The organism is Micromonospora humida, assembly GCF_016901255.1.
Classification (GTDB): domain Bacteria; phylum Actinomycetota; class Actinomycetes; order Mycobacteriales; family Micromonosporaceae; genus Micromonospora; species Micromonospora wenchangensis.
On the sequence record NZ_JAFEUC010000003.1, the window covers coordinates 417,227 to 431,795 of the forward strand.

The window sequence follows — 14,569 nt, forward strand, 5'->3', positions numbered from 1 at the left end:
GACCCGCATCAGGTCGACGACCCGGCGGACGGTGAACAGCCGGACGAGCAGCACCGGACCAGTTTCCTATCGAATCGATAGGATTTCAAGCCCCGTCCCACGCCGACCCCTCCCCCACTGATCCACGGGTCAGGACCGGCTGGCCGGCGGCGGGCGGACGGCCCGCCGCCGGCCGGTCACCGGCTCAGGGTGAGGGTGACCGCGCCGGTGACCGCGCCCGACGGGTCCACCACGACGGTGTAGTCACCGGTGCCCGGCAGGACGGTCGCGCCGATGCCACCGACGCCGGCGACCAGGCAGCCGGCGGCCACCGTCGCGCCGTCGGCGTCGCGCAGGGTCAACGGGGAGCACTGGTCGGGCAGGGTGGCGTCGCTGGCCGTCACGGTCACCGACGTGCCGGCCGTGCCGGTGAACCGGTAGCTGAGCACCGCCCCCGGCCGGTCGACGGTGGCGACGACCGGCGGGCCGTCGAGGGTGATCGCGCCGACCCGGTCGGCGGTGACGGCCAGCCGCAGCGCCACGGTGCCGACGCCGCGGTCCACCGGGTCCACCAGCACGGTGTACGTCCCGTCGGCGGGCAGCAGCGTGCCGTCGACCTCGCCGACGCCGTTGACGACGCAGCCGCCGTTGAGCCGTTGCCCGTCCGGGTCGAGCAGTTCCAGCGGGGAGCACTGGTCGGGCAGGGTGCTCTGCGGCACCTCGACGAAGACCCGCTGGCCGGCCCGGCCGGTGAACCGGTACCGGGCCCGGCTGCCCGGTACGTCGAGCGTCGCGGTGACCGCCGGCGCGTCCGGTCGCAGGGTGCCTGTGGTGTCCCGGGCCGCGTAGACCCGCACGGTGGCCCGCCCGGTGCCGGCACCGGCGTCGACCACCACCGCGTATCTGCCGTCGTTGGCGAGGTCGGTGCGGTCGATGTGGCCGAGGCCGCCGACGGTGCAGCCGCTGGCCACCTCCGTCCCGCTCGGGTCGAGCAGCCGCAGTGGGGAACAGCCGTCGGCCAGGCCGGGCCCGGCGACGTCGACGAACACGGCGTCCCCGGCCCGGGCGGTGAAGGTCAGCGGCGGACCACCCGGGGTCAGCGACCCGGTGGCGAGCGGGGTCGCGGCGATCGGCGCGGGGGCCGGCGGGACGATCCGCTCGGTGCCGACGCCGCTGACCGCGAACTCGGGGCGGCCGGTCACCCCGACGTCGAGGACGCACTCGGCGAGCTGCCGGGCGTCGGTGATGCCGGCCCACCGGCACACCTGCTCGGCGTGGGCCCGTCGGGCCGGGTCGAGGTCGTCGACGGTCACCTCCCGCTGCGGGAACTCCCGGTCGGTGAACGAGCCGGTGTCCTGCCCGTCGGCGTAGCTGAACAGGGAGGTGTCCCCGGTGACCCGCCAACCGTCGGCATAGGACGGGTAGAGCTGTTCGAACGGCACGGGCTGGCGCAGGGCGGCCCCGGAGGGGGCGGCGACGTCGTCGGCCGGGTCACCGTCGAAGTCGCCGAGCAGCCCGTGGACCTTCCCGGCCCGGCCCGGGTCCAGCTTCACCAGCACCCGGTAGCCGTACGGGCCGATCGGGTCGACGGCGGCGGCGGAGCCGTCGGGCCAGCGCAGGTCGTAGCCGTCGGCGGCACCGGTGTCGGAGTCGCGGCGGGTCAGCCGACCCCCGCCGGGCAGCTCCGTCGCGCCCGGCGGCACCTCCCGGGCCGTGCCGTCGACGCGGACCTCGGTGTGGCCGTCGACCAGGGTGAGGGCGGCCCGGTGTGCGCCGGTGCGGAACGCGACGGCGGAGTTGACCGACACCGTCCGCGAGTCACCCATCGGCGTCTGCCGGACTTGCACCGAAAGCGGGTCACCCGAGGTGGACGCGACCAGCACGAACTCGCCGACGGCCTGGAAGTCGTAGTAGTGCCGGTCGAAGGTGACCAGGTGCGGGTCGCCGTTGGTGCCGCCGCAGTCGCCCCCGTCCTCGCAGAGTTTCACCGGACCCTTGGGCGGCGGGGTCTTCTTCCTGGGCTTCTTGCACTCGTCGAGGCTCTTGGGCAGGGTCTTGCCGTCGTACTCGGTACGTGGCGGCAGACCCTTGGCGGCCCGGTACCTGTTCTCCGCCAGGGTCGCCTTGACCTCGGCGGTCTTGATCCCGGTGCCCCCGCACTCGCCCTGCGGCACGGCGTCGCGGGAGATGTCGTCGGAGTGGTTCAGCTCGTGGTACAGCGCCGCGCACGGGTCCCGGGCGACCCCGTCGCCGTACGGGTCGACCGAGGTCGGGTTCCAGGTCACCGTGGAGGAACCCTTGCCGTCCTTGCTGTCCGGGGTCTCGAACGAGCCCGATCCGCCCGGGGTGGGGATGATGCGCACCCGGGGGGTCTTGGCGTCCCGCAGCCGGGGCAGGATGCCCGCCGGGTCGCCGCCGGCGGCGGCGAACCCCTGGAGGCAGCCGTCGACGGCGGCCTGGAAGTCGACGCCGGGGACCGGCACGCCGGCGCCCGGGTCGACCTGGTAGTCGGCGCTTGCCGGCCGGACGTCGCCGCCGACGACCGCTCCGGCGGTGACCAGCAGCAGCACGACGGCGGCGGCCGGGCGGCGGCGGGTCCGCCGCAGGAGCAGCAGCGCCAGCCCACCGACCACCACCGTCAGCAGCACCGCCCCGCCGAGCAGCCAGCGCCACCACCCCGGCCCGGCGGTGTCGCCGCCGACGGTGAAACCGACGGTGCGCAGTGCCGTCGTTCCCGTGCAGGGGTCGGCCAGGCCGGTCACCGGCAGTGCCGTCCAGCTCGCCGTCACCTCGTAGCGTCCGGCCGCCCCGACCGGCCACCGGGTGTCCAACCCGCCGCCGTCCGGGGTCGCCGTCACCGACCGCAGCACCACGGCGTCGTCGCCGTCGCCGTCGTGCACCCGGAGGCCGACCAGTGCCACGGTCACGCTCTGCCCGGGTGCCAGGGTGACCGTGCCGGCGGTGGCGGCGGCACCGATGCCGTCGCCGTAGAAGCTGCGGCCCAGGCTCGGGGTCAGCTCCTGACCGTCCCGGCGGACCGAGGTCACCTGCACGGTCCCGTCGGCCACGGTGGCCAGCGCGCAGGCTGTACCGGTGTCGTTGGTGACGGCGAACGTCAACCGGACCGGCTCGCCCGGGGCGTACCGGGGGGTGCTGGTCCGCAGGTCCAGCCCGAGGCCCCCGGCGGGCGGCGCGGCCAGGGCCGGCACCGGCCCCGCCGCCAGCGCCGCCACGAGAACGGCGCACCCGCCGACGAGTCGCACGATCAGCGTCATGCGCGGCACTCTAGGGCCGCGACGCACGCGCCCCGCGCGACTGTCGCGCATCGGTCGCCACCATCGCGACCGCCCCCGCCGCCCGGAGCACCCCGGCCGCCCGCCGTCACCCGGCGATGACCTCCCGCAACCGGACGGCGAAGCCGGCCGGGTCGTCGGCGAAGCCGAGGTGACCGCCGGGGAACATGGTGGGCGGCACCCCCAGGGCGGCGGCCAGCGCGCGGGAGCTGCGGTCGCACAGCTCCCCGGCCGAGTCCGCACCGAGACCGACGACCACCCGGGTCGGGCCGTCGCGCAGGGCGGCCACGTCCGGCTGGTAGCGGGTGGTGCCGCGCAGGGTGTGCAGGTACTGGTACCGCTCGTCGGCGGCGTCCTGCGGGTCGGGTTCCTGGCCGAACATGCCCTGGATCATCTCCTCGGGCATGACGATGTTGGCGATGGCGAGGAACTTCCGCCAGGCACCCAGCCGGTCCCCCCGCCGGTAGGTGGCGACCATGTCGTCCTCCCGGGCGAGCAGTTCGTCACGGTCGTCGAGCAGCAGCACCAGCGGCGGCTCGTGGGCGATCACGGTGTGCGCCACCTGCGGGTGCGCGTGGGCGAGCGCCAGGACGGTGACCGCACCGCCGCTGGAGCCGAGCACCGCCGCCGGGCCGGCGTCGAGGTGGGCCAGCAGCCGGGCCAGGTCGTCGGCGCGCAGTTCGGGCGTGGAATCCTGCTCGGGGTCGTGCAGCCGGCTGAGGCGGATGCCCCGTGGGTCGGTGGTGAGCACCGTGTGGTCGGTGGCGAGCAGGTCGGCCAGCGGGGCGAACGTCCGGGCGTCCATCGGGGCGGCGACCAGCGCCACCAGGGGTCCCTGGCCGCGTACCTCGAAGTGCAGGGTCCCGTCGGGGACGGCCAGGGTGGCGGTGGTCACCGGGACGGTGGTGGAACTGCTCATGTTCGGGTCCTCCGGGTCGTGAGGTGCGGCTCTTACCCGGTAAGACTCCCGGCGTGGGGCAGAATCGTCGGTCGTGAGCAGGATTCTTGCCGAGATCACGGACGACGACCACGACGCGACGCTGACCCGCGCCCGGGGCGGGGACGACGCCGCGTTCACCGCGCTGGTAGCGCCGCTGCGGCCGGAACTGCACGCGCACTGCTACCGGATGCTCGGCTCCCCGCACGACGCCGACGACGCGTTGCAGGAGGCCCTGCTGCGGGCCTGGCGGTCGCTGCCCCGGTTCGAGGGGCGCAGCTCCCTGCGGACCTGGCTCTACACCGTCGCCACCCGCACCTGCCTGGACCTGGCCACCGGGCGGGGGCGGCGGGCGTTGCCCGTCGACCTGGGGCCGGCCAGCGAACACGCTGTGCCGGGCGGCGTCGCCGCCGACCACGTACGGTGGCTCGGCCCCTACCCCGACGCCGACCTGGCCGCCGGCCCGGCCGCCCCGGACGCCCGCTACGAGCAGCGGGAGGCCGTCGAGCTGGCGTTCGTCGCCGCGCTGCAGCACCTGCCCGGCAACCAGCGGGCCGCGCTGCTGCTGTTCGACGTGCTCGGCTTCACCGCCGCCGAGATCGCCGCCATGACGGGCACCTCCGCCGGGTCGGTCAACTCGGCGCTGGCGCGGGCCCGCCGGGTCGTCGCCGAACGGGTGCCCGCCCGCAGCCAGCAGCAGGCGCTGCGGACCCTCGGTGACGCCCGGCTGCGGGAGGTCGCCGCCGGCTACGCCACCGCGCTGGAGAACGGCGACGCCGACGCCCTGGTCGCCCTGCTCACCGAGGACGTCACCTGGTCGATGCCGCCGCTGCCGCACTGGTACGCCGGCCGGGACGCGGTGCTGGACTTCGCGCGGGCGATGCCGCTGGGCAGTTGCGGCGCCTGGCGGCACGTGCCGGTCGCCGCCAACGGCCAGCCGGCGGTGGCCAACTACCTGCGCGCGGGCGACACCGGCCCGTACCTGCCCTGGTCGATCACGGTGCTGACGGTGCGCGACGGCCGGATCGCCGAACTCGTGTCGTTCCTCGACGACACCCTGTTCCCGACGTTCGGCCTGCCGGCCACCCGCTGACGGCCGGTGGGCGTGGCTCGCGCCCACCGGCCGGCGCGTCGGCCCGTTCAGGCCAGTGGCGCGGTGAGGGTGTACGAGGCGTCCCCGGCGAAGGTGCTGCCGGCGGCGTACGGGTCGACCCGCAGCACGTAGTCGTAGTGGCGCAGGTAGCGGCCGGGATGGTTCCACGACTCGAACGAGTAGCTGCCGCCCCCGGCCAACCCGGTGCGGCTGCAGAAGGTGGCGTCCCCGGCGAAGACGGCACTGCCGTCGTTGCCGGCGAGCCGGATGGTGAAGTCCCAGTGCCGCAGGTAGGAGCCGTTGACCGCGCGGAACGAGTAGCAGGAGGAGTTGGCCAGGCCGGGGACGATCTGGAAGGTGGCGTCCTGCCGGTCGCCCAGCGGGCTGCCGCTGCCCAGTACGTCGATGCGGGCCACGTTGTCGCGGTGGCGGACGTAGCGGTCGGGGAAGTTCGCCGAGCGCAGCGAGCGGTTGCCGGTGGGCGGGGCGGAGGAGTCCCCGACGCTCTCCCGCAGCACGGTGAAGTGGCGCACCGTGCCGGACAGCCCGGCCAGTTCGGTCTTGCCGGTGAAGCCGTACAGGTCGCTGCTGTCGGCGGAGTAGTAGCGGCCGGCGCCGTACTGGTCGAAGTAGATGCGCCACCGGTTGTCGGGCAGCCGGACCAGGGCGGGGCCTTCCAGGCCGGAACCCCAGCCGGCCCAGTTGCCGGTGCCGACCCAGCTCCACGGGCCGGTCAGCGCGGGGGCGGTGGCGTGCTCGATGTACTTGGTCGTCTCGTTCTTCATGAAGTTGTGGTAGGTGTTGCCGACCTTGACGATGAAGCTGTCGATGTGGTTGGTGCCGATGCCGGCGAGCGCCGCCGGGGCGCTCCACGCCGACAGCGCGGAGTTCGTCGCGGTGATCCGGTAGGGCTGGAACTGCCCGGCGGTGCCGGTCTGCGAGACGGAGACGACGATGTGCACGCTGCCGTCGCTGTCGACGAACCACTCCGGGGCCCAGGTGCTGCCGTTGGCCGGCGCGACGGGAACGGTGACGTTGCGTTGGAAGGTCCAGCTCAGGTAGTCGGAGCTGCGGGCGATGCCGATGGTGTTGCCGGTCCAGCCGGTGGTGTAGACGAGGTAGTAGTAGCCGTCGGTGTGCCGGATGACGCTCGGGTCGCGGACCAGCCCGGACGGCGGGGTGTAGGCGTTGGCCCGTTGGAGGGTGAACCGGGTGGCGTCGGCCGAGTCGTAGACGTACATGTTGGATTCGCTGCTGTTGGTGAACGCGGTCATCAGGTAGTGCGGGACCGGCCCGGCGGCGTTGGCCCGCGCCGGCCCGGCGACCAGCAGGCCACCGAGCACGCAGAGCACCGCCGCCAGGGCGCCGTACCGGAGACGTCCCATCGACACACCTCTCTCTATAAATAGATGGTTGTCATCCTGCACTATTGCCAATGGTTTTCGTAAGTGTTGCGATAAGCGCCATGGCCCGGACCTCCCGCGACATCCGTTCCGCCAACCGGCTCACCGTCGTCCAGCAGGTCGTCGCCGCCGGCACCACCAGCCGGCAACGCCTCGCCGTCGACACCGGGCTCAGCCTCGGCACCGTCGCCACCCTGGTCGCCGAACTCACCGACCTCGGGCTGCTCACCGAGGCCGGCCAGGAGGACTCCGGTGGCGGGCGGCCCCGCGGCCTGGTCGCCGCCGACCCGCACGGCGGCCTGCTCGTCGGCGTCGACGTCGCCGAGACCTACGTGCACGTCGACCTCTTCGACACCACGCTGACCCGGCTGACCGGAGCCGAGGAGGCGCTACGCCCCCTGGAACGCCGCCCCCACCAGGTGGTGCGGCACATCGTCAGCGGCATCGGCACCGTCCTGGCCGGCACCGGGGCCCGGGTGCTCGGCGTCGGGGTCAGCGTCCCCGGCCAGGTCGACCGGGAGGGCGGCGTGTCGGTGTTCGCGCCCAACTGGAACTGGCACGACGTACCGCTGCGGGACCTGCTCGCCGACCACCTGCCGCTGCCGCTGCACCTGGACAACCCGCTGCGCGCGGCGATGCTCGCCGAACTGTGGGCCGGGGCCGCCCGGGGCCGCGACGACGTCGCCGTGATCAACCTGGGTACCGGCGTCGGCGCGGGCCTCGCCTTCGGCGGCACCCTCTACCGGGGCAGCAGCAACAGCGCCGGCGAGTGGGGGCACACCACCCTGGTCCTCGACGGCCGGCTCTGCCGGTGCGGCAGCCGGGGCTGCGTCGAGGCGTACGTCGGCGCGCCCGGCATCATGCAGACCCTGCGCGACCTGGCCCCGACCAGCCCGCTGCTGCACCCCGAGGACCAGACCGCCACCCTCGACGCCCTCGCCGCCGCACTGGCCGCCGACGACCCCACCGCCGCGAAGGTGGTCGCCGAGACCGCCCGCTACCTCGGCGTCGCCGTCGCCGACCTGGTCAACCTGCTCAACCCGGAGGTCATCGTGCTCAGCAGCTGGGTCGCCGACCGGCTCGGCGACCGGCTGCGCGACGAGGTCCGCGCCGTGGTCGCCCAGCACGCGCTGCGCCGCCCGCTCGCCGCCACCGGGATCGTCCGCTCCCCCGTCGCCGGCAACCCGGTCAGCCTCGGCGCGGCCACCCTCGCCCTGGAAGGCTTCCTCACCCAGGGCCGCTAGCCCCCCCGCCCCCACCCCCTCCGCCCCCGCCCCGCCCCGACCCGGCCTGATCGGCGCTATTTGGCCGATTTAGCGGTATCGGAGCGCTCGGATACCACTGGATCGCCGATACAGGCCGTGTCGGACCGGGACCTCAGTCCAGGATCGCCGTCGCCTCGACCTCGACGAGAACGTCCGGCTCGAAGAGATAATCGACGCCGATGAGCGACGACGGGGGCAACGGCTGCGGCAGGCCGAGTTCCGCCGCGGCATCCTCCACCCCGGCCATGAAGTCGCCGATCCGCTCCGGCGACCAGTTCGTCACGTAGAACGTCAGGCGGACGACATCCGCGAAGCCCGCGCCGGCACCGGCCAGCCCGTACCCCGTGTTGCGCAGCGCCTGGGCGACCTGACCCCGCAGGTCGCCGGCCGCGACCGGCCGGCCGGCCTCGTCCCGGCTGATCTGACCGGCCACGTGGACGTGGCGCGACCCCGACGCGACCGCGACGTGGTGGTAGGGAACGGGCTGCATCATGCCCGGCGCGGAGAAAAGCTGAACACCCATCTGGCTTCCTTTCCTCGCTGGTATCTCATGGATACCTGGTGTACCGAGGCAACTTCAACGAGACTAGGTGTCATGCCCGAAACCACATCCCTGCCGGAGGAAGCCCTCCGGGTCACCCCGCCACACCGCGAACTGCTCGACCAGGTCCTCGACAAGTGGTCACTGGAGGTGCTCAACCAACTCTGCGAACGACCCTGCCGGTTCAACGAGCTGCGCCACGCCATCCCCACCGTGTCCCAGAAGTCACTGAGCGCCACCCTGCGTCGGCTCGAACGCAACGGCATCGTCGCGCGGCACGTCCTGTCGTCGCGGCCGGTCGCCGTCGAATACCGCATCACCCCGCTGGGCAAGACCCTCCGGCACCCGGTCGACGTCCTTCTCGACTGGGCCGGGCGGCACCTGCCCGCCATCGAGGCCGCCCGCCGTTCGTACGACGAGACCAGCTGACGCCCCCCGAGGCGACGCTCAGACGAGGCGCTGGAGGCGTACCTTCGGGTGCTGCCGTCCTTCGCCGCCCTGTGCGAGCGATACGAGGAGAGCAACACCGTCATCCGCGCCGCGATGCTCATCCTCAAAGCCGAAGGGTTGATCGACGGCAGGCAGGGCAAGGGTGTCTACGTCGCAACGCCGCTCCCCCGCCAGCCTCGGTCATTCAGCGGGGAACGGCTTCGGCGCACCACACCGACGGTCGACCCGGAAATGCAGCGTCATACCGTCGAGCACGCACGACGTGTCAGGGCTTTCGGCCACTCATCCCCGCACGAGTCGATTTGGAACGTCCCTTTGCAGTGCATTCAGGGGCCCCACCGGAAAGACGCCAGGCTGACGCCGCAGCCACCTGCGATTCTGGTCCACCACCGCCCACCACCCCGCCAGGCGCTTGGTGTTGATCGCCATATAGCATCGGCTCGTGGCTCCAACCAGCACGAACTCGACTGGCGAGCGGCTACCTCGACGCCTCTCACCGGGAGTCAATATCGCAAGCGCGCTGTTGACCCTCCAGGCATCCCTGCTAATATTCGCGGCGATTTCCGTAATATATACCCAAGGGGACATCAACGCTGCCATAAACGACGCAGCGAACCGCTCCGGCACACCGATAGACAGCAGTTCGATCGCACTCAAGGCGTCCTACTTCCATTTCGAAGCCCGGATTACTCTGTGGTATGCGTTCTTCTTCGCACCGACATTGGCCGGCGTTGCCCTGTGGGTCAGGACGGACCACGAGGCCGCAAGGGTGGTCACCCTCACAACGAGCCTGCTCAGCGTGGTCTGCTGCTACGGTTCCGGATGGCGACTATGGCTATCCGACGAACCGACAGAGTTTGATGACGCACTTCCCGCAGCATTCGCCAAGATTCATCCGACATGGGTTGAGGTTGGCAGAATCGGGCTGGTGGCATCCTTTGTGCCTGCCATTATCACAGCAACCATCCTCACCTTCAGCGGGCGTGCCGCTGTCCGCAACTTCCCAGGATCGAACTCGTGACCTCTACGCATCGGGCACGCTGTGGGAACGGAAGGCTGAGCGCCTACGCTGATGCTCATGGAAGGCATCGGGGCTGGGGTCATGTTGCTGTGCGGCGCGCTGAGTTGCCTGTTCGCCTGCCTCATGCTCTGCGCCGCCGCTGCTGCATGGGCCGCTCGGCCCGAACGTAGACGCTGACCCTACAGCTCGACCGCTATGCGCGAAGGACCTTCCCGGCCGGCCGGGCCAGCCTCGATGCGAACGGTGACCTGCAGAAAGGGTTTTCCAGCGTCCACGGTAGTCCGGCGATGCGCGTACCGGCCGTCACTCGGTTGGCCACTCAGGTCCGGACACTCCGGGCTGTCTCGGCGGGAGCGCCGTCACCGTTCGACGGTCCATCCGAGCGCCGCAAGGCGGTCAATCAATCGGTCGACACTACGGGTCCGAAAGATCCACAACTCATCACAATCACTGACCTCGAACTCCAACCCGGTGCTTCGCCATCGTCGGATCGCAACCAGATTGTCGGCGGTGATCATCAGAGTTCCGGCCCAGATCTCCCTCAACGTGATGAAGTTCGGATCCGCTCGAAGCCTCGCCATCGGCCAGCCAGAATCGGCGCGAAAACCGCCCCCAATTCTAGGAACCACCCGGATACCGCCACGTAACGAGTACCCCTCCACGCCCGCCAACCTTCGATCCTCCGCGCCAAGGGGGCATCAGTAGCTGAGGCCGTCAGACCGACACTCGGCCCACTGATCATGCCAGCACCGTCCGAGTCCTCGACGACGTGGTCGGTGTCGGAGTAGACGCCCACCATCCCGGTCACCTCGACACCGTTACCGGTCTCCTCGCGGGTCTCCCGGACTGCTACGAACGAGCCGGGACAGCACCCGTCCGGTGATCATCGTCCCTTCGCAGCACGGCTCCCACCCCCGGCCCGGGGGCCCAGCGGGGAGGGGCCGTGCTGTCCGCAGGTTTCAGTGCCGTCGAGGTGATGACATCACTTGGCGTTGAAGTAGTTGGCCTCCGGGTGGTGCACCACGATCGCGTCGGTGGCCTGCTCCGGCACTAGCTGGAACTCCTCCGACAACTGCACGCCGATCCGCTCCGCCCCCAGCAGCTCCACCATCTTCGCCCGGTCCTCCAGGTCCGGGCAGGCCGGGTAGCCGAACGCGTACCGGCAGCCCCGGTAGTCGTTGCGCAGCAGGCCGGCCAGGTCGGTCGGGTCGCCGGTGGCGACCGTGCCACCGGCCGGCAGGGTCAGCTCGGAGCGGATACGCCGGTGCCAGTACTCGGCGAGCGCCTCGGTGAGCTGCACGGACAACCCGTGCACCTCCAGGTAGTCGCGGTACTCGTTGGCGGCGAACATCTTCGCGGTGTACTCGCTGATCGGCTGGCCGACGGTGACCAACTGCAACGCCACCACGTCCAGCCCGTCGTCCTTCGGGCGGAAGAAGTCGGCCAGGCAGAGCCGCCGTTCCTGCCGCTGCCGGGGGAACGAGAACCGGGCCCGCTCGCTGGTGCCGTTCTCGTCCAGCACCACCAGGTCGTTGCCCTCGGAGTACGCCGGGAAGTAGCCGTATACCACGGCCGCCTCCAGCACCTGGTCGGCGATGAGCCGGTCCAGCCAGTACCGCAGCCGGGGCCGCCCCTCGGTCTCCACCAGTTCCTCGTACGACGGACCCTGGCCGCCCCGCGACCCGCGCAGCCCCCACTGGCCGAGGAACGTGGCCCGCTCGTCCAGCAGCGCCGCGTAGTCGGCCAGCGGCACCCCCTTGACCACCCGGGTGCCGAAGAACGGCGGGGTGGGCACCGCCACGTCGGTGGCCACGTCGGAGCGGACCGAGGAGTCGTGCAGCTCCGGCAGCGCCTCGGTGACCATGGTGCGCTGCTTCTCCCGGCGGGCCCGCCGGGCCGCCAGGGCCGCCTCCCGCTCCGGGTCGATCACGGGTGCGCCACCACGCTTGGCGGTCATCACCCGGTCCATCAGGGCCAACCCCTCGAAGGCGTCCCGGGCGTAGTGCACCTGGCCGGGGAACATCGCCCGCAGGTCGTCCTCGACGTACGCGCGGGTCAGCGCCGCCCCGCCCAGCAGCACCGGCCACCGCTCGGCCACCCCGCGCGACGCCATCTCGGCGAGGTTCTCCTTCATGATGACCGTGCTCTTGACCAGCAGCCCGGACATGCCGATCGCGTCGGCCCGGTGCTGCTCGGCGGCGTCGAGGATCGCGGTGATCGGCTGCTTGATGCCGATGTTCACGACCTCGTAGCCGTTGTTGGACAGGATGATGTCGACCAGGTTCTTGCCGATGTCGTGCACGTCGCCGCGTACGGTGGCCAGCACGATCCGGCCCTTGCCGCCGTCCTCGACCGCCTCCATGTGCGGCTCCAGGTAGGCCACCGCCGTCTTCATCACCTCGGCGGACTGGAGCACGAACGGCAACTGCATCTGCCCGGAGCCGAACAGCTCACCGACGACCTTCATCCCGTCCAGCAGGATGTCGTTGATGATGGACAGCGGGGACCGGCCCTGCGCCATCGCGGCGTCCAGGTCGGCCTCCAGGCCGTTGCGCTCGCCGTCGATGATCCGCCGCTTGAGCCGCTCCTCCAGCGGCAGCCCGGCCAGTTCCTCGGCCCGGGTGGCCCGCGCCGACGCGGCGTCGACACCCTCGAACGCCTCGATGAACCGCTGCACCGGGTCGTAGCCCTCGCGCCGCCGGTCGTAGATCAGGTCGAGGGCGACCTCGCGCTGCGCCTCGGGGATCTTGGACATCGGCAGGATCTTGCTGGCGTGCACGATCGCCGAGGTCAGCCCGGCCTGCACGCACTCGTGCAGGAACACCGAGTTGAGCACCTGCCGGGCCGCCGGGTTGAGGCCGAACGAGACGTTCGAGATGCCCAGGGTGAAGTTGACCCCCGGGTAGCGGGCGGCGATCTCCCGGATCGCCTCGATCGTCTCGATGCCGTCGCGCCGGGTCTCCTCCTGGCCGGTGGCGATCGGGAAGGTCAGGGCGTCGATGAGGATGTCCGACCGGTCCATGCCCCAGCGGCCGGTCAGGTCGTCGATCAGCCGGGCCGCCACCCGGACCTTCCACTCCCGGGTACGGGCCTGCCCCTCCTCGTCGATGAGCAGCGCCACCACGGCCGCACCGTGCTCGGCGATGACCGGCATCACCCGCGCGTAGCGGGAGTCGGGGCCGTCGCCGTCCTCGAAGTTGACCGAGTTGACCACGCAACGCCCACCGAGCATCTCCAACCCGGCCTCGATCACCGCCGGCTCGGTGGAGTCCAGCATGATCGGCAGGGTGGACGCGGTGGCGAACCGGCCGGCCAGCTCCCGCATGTCCTGCGTGCCGTCCCGACCGACGTAGTCGACGCACAGGTCCAGCAGGTGCGAGCCGTCGCGGGCCTGGCTGCGGGCCACCTCGACGCACGCCTGCCAGTCGGCGGCGAGCATCGACTCACGGAACGCCTTGGAGCCGTTGGCGTTGGTCCGCTCCCCCACCATCAGCACCGAGGCGTCCTGGGCGAACGGCACCGGGTGGTAGATCGACGAGACGCCCGCCTCGTGCCGGGGCTCGCGGGCCGCCGGGGTCGCGCCGTGCAGCCGCTCGGCCAGCGCCCGGATGTGCTCCGGGGTGGTGCCGCAGCAGCCGCCGATCAGCCCGACACCGTAGTCGGCGACGAACCGTTCCAGGGCGTCGGCCAGCTCGGCCGGGCTCAGCGGGAAGTACGCCCCGTCGGCGGTCAGCACCGGCAGGCCGGCGTTCGGCATCACCGACAGCGGGATCCGGGAGTGCTGCGACAGGTAGCGCAGGTGCTCACCCATCTCGGCCGGGCCGGTCGAGCAGTTCAGCCCGATCAGGTCCACCCCGAGCGGCTCGATGGCCGCCAGTGCCGCCCCGATCTCGCTGCCCACCAGCATGGTGCCGGTGGTCTCCACCGCCACGTGGCAGATGATCGGCACCTGCTGGCCCAGTTCGGCCATCGCCCGCTTCGACCCGACCACGGCCGCCTTGACCTGCAACAGGTCCTGGCAGGTCTCGATGATCAGCGCGTCCGACCCGCCCGCGATCAGCCCGGCCGCGTTCTCCTGGTACGCGTCCCGCAACGTCGCGTACGGGGCGTGGCCGAGGGTGGGCAGCTTGGTGCCGGGGCCGATCGAGCCGAGCACGAACCGGGGGCGCTCCGCCGTGGCGTACGCGTCGGCGGCCTCCCGGGCGATCCGCGCGCCGGCCTCGGACAGCTCCCGGATGCGCTGCGGGATGTCGTACTCGGCGAGGTTGGCGAGGTTCGCGCCGAACGTGTTCGTCTCGACACAGTCCGCGCCGGCCGCCAGGTAGGCCTCGTGCACGCCGCGCACCACGTCGGGCCGGGTCACGTTGAGGATTTCGTTGCAGCCCTCCAGCCCCTCGAAGTCGTCGAGGCTCAGGTCGGCAGCCTGGAGCATCGTCCCCATCGCGCCGTCGGCGATGAGAATCCGGTCGGCCAGCACATCCCGCAACGAAGTCCGCACCACATCAGGTTAGTGCGGTCGATCCGGTGACTGTCGACGCCCGGGGTCGTCCCACTATGTGTCCGCCCGCTCCGCGTCCCGGTTCGTAC

At 71.8% G+C, this 14,569-nt stretch carries 10 protein-coding genes and 1 pseudogene; 5 read left to right on the forward strand and 6 right to left on the reverse strand.

The window, feature by feature from the left end; translation table 11 throughout:
* Nucleotides 1-176 precede the first annotated feature (176 nt).
* Both JQX11_RS08840 and JQX11_RS08845 read right to left on the reverse strand, forming a co-directional pair.
* Nucleotides 177-3,254, reverse strand: coding sequence for a VWD domain-containing protein (locus JQX11_RS08840; RefSeq protein WP_204924484.1), 3,078 nt, complete (start codon nucleotides 3,252-3,254; stop codon nucleotides 177-179).
* A gap of 106 nt (nucleotides 3,255-3,360) precedes the next feature.
* Nucleotides 3,361-4,191, reverse strand: coding sequence for an alpha/beta fold hydrolase (locus JQX11_RS08845; RefSeq protein ID WP_204924485.1), 831 nt, complete (start codon nucleotides 4,189-4,191; stop codon nucleotides 3,361-3,363).
* A 73-nt stretch (nucleotides 4,192-4,264) separates the two neighbouring features.
* Between JQX11_RS08845 and JQX11_RS08850 the strand changes: the two genes are divergently transcribed.
* On the forward strand, nucleotides 4,265-5,302 hold the full coding sequence (locus tag JQX11_RS08850; protein WP_307826125.1) for a sigma-70 family RNA polymerase sigma factor: 1,038 nt from the start codon (nucleotides 4,265-4,267) through the stop codon (nucleotides 5,300-5,302).
* A 47-nt stretch (nucleotides 5,303-5,349) separates the two neighbouring features.
* Here the strand turns inward: JQX11_RS08850 and JQX11_RS08855 are convergent, their stop codons facing one another.
* On the reverse strand, nucleotides 5,350-6,687 hold the full coding sequence (locus tag JQX11_RS08855) for a glycoside hydrolase family 43 protein (protein WP_204924486.1): 1,338 nt from the start codon (nucleotides 6,685-6,687) through the stop codon (nucleotides 5,350-5,352).
* 80 nt (nucleotides 6,688-6,767) lie between these two features.
* On the opposite strand from JQX11_RS08855, the gene JQX11_RS08860 reads away from it, so the two are divergent.
* A complete protein-coding gene (locus JQX11_RS08860; RefSeq protein WP_204924487.1) occupies nucleotides 6,768-7,949 on the forward strand; it encodes an ROK family protein in 1,182 nt (393 codons plus the stop codon).
* A 133-nt stretch (nucleotides 7,950-8,082) separates the two neighbouring features.
* Here JQX11_RS08860 and JQX11_RS08865 read toward each other — a convergent pair whose 3' ends face one another.
* Entirely contained in the window at nucleotides 8,083-8,493 is a 411-nt protein-coding gene (locus JQX11_RS08865; protein ID WP_204924488.1) for a RidA family protein, read from the reverse strand.
* Nucleotides 8,494-8,565: 72 nt separating this feature from the next.
* Here JQX11_RS08865 and JQX11_RS08870 point away from each other — a divergent pair, with 72 nt between their 5' ends.
* From JQX11_RS08870 to JQX11_RS33340, 3 genes and pseudogenes are all read left to right on the forward strand, one after another.
* Nucleotides 8,566-8,940 carry a winged helix-turn-helix transcriptional regulator gene (locus JQX11_RS08870; RefSeq protein WP_204924489.1) on the forward strand — a complete coding sequence of 125 codons (375 nt, stop codon included), beginning with the start codon at nucleotides 8,566-8,568 and terminating at the stop codon, nucleotides 8,938-8,940.
* A gap of 51 nt (nucleotides 8,941-8,991) precedes the next feature.
* Nucleotides 8,992-9,132 (forward strand): annotated as a pseudogene (locus tag JQX11_RS33335) (GntR family transcriptional regulator); the annotation flags it as partial.
* A gap of 271 nt (nucleotides 9,133-9,403) precedes the next feature.
* Nucleotides 9,404-9,982 (forward strand): hypothetical protein, encoded by a 579-nt coding sequence (locus JQX11_RS33340; RefSeq protein WP_204924490.1) that lies wholly within the window; start codon nucleotides 9,404-9,406, stop codon nucleotides 9,980-9,982.
* Between the two features lie 359 nt (nucleotides 9,983-10,341).
* Here JQX11_RS33340 and JQX11_RS08885 read toward each other — a convergent pair whose 3' ends face one another.
* Both JQX11_RS08885 and metH read right to left on the reverse strand, forming a co-directional pair.
* A complete protein-coding gene (locus JQX11_RS08885) occupies nucleotides 10,342-10,644 on the reverse strand; it encodes a hypothetical protein (protein ID WP_204924491.1) in 303 nt (100 codons plus the stop codon).
* A 320-nt stretch (nucleotides 10,645-10,964) separates the two neighbouring features.
* Entirely contained in the window at nucleotides 10,965-14,468 is a 3,504-nt protein-coding gene (metH, locus tag JQX11_RS08890; protein ID WP_269756823.1) for a methionine synthase, read from the reverse strand.
* Between the last annotated feature and the right edge of the window lie 101 nt (nucleotides 14,469-14,569).

What these genes read in the sequence shown, in the direction of transcription:
- JQX11_RS08840 (WP_204924484.1), bottom strand. Translation starts at nt 3,254, where the DNA reads ATGACGCTGATCGTGCGACTCGTCGGCGGGTGCGCCGTTCTCGTGGCG.
- JQX11_RS08845 (WP_204924485.1), bottom strand. Translation starts at nt 4,191, where the DNA reads ATGAGCAGTTCCACCACCGTCCCGGTGACCACCGCCACCCTGGCCGTC.
- JQX11_RS08855 (WP_204924486.1), bottom strand. Translation starts at nt 6,687, where the DNA reads ATGGGACGTCTCCGGTACGGCGCCCTGGCGGCGGTGCTCTGCGTGCTC.
- JQX11_RS08860 (WP_204924487.1), top strand. Translation starts at nt 6,768, where the DNA reads ATGGCCCGGACCTCCCGCGACATCCGTTCCGCCAACCGGCTCACCGTC.
- JQX11_RS08865 (WP_204924488.1), bottom strand. Translation starts at nt 8,493, where the DNA reads ATGGGTGTTCAGCTTTTCTCCGCGCCGGGCATGATGCAGCCCGTTCCC.
- JQX11_RS08870 (WP_204924489.1), top strand. Translation starts at nt 8,566, where the DNA reads ATGCCCGAAACCACATCCCTGCCGGAGGAAGCCCTCCGGGTCACCCCG.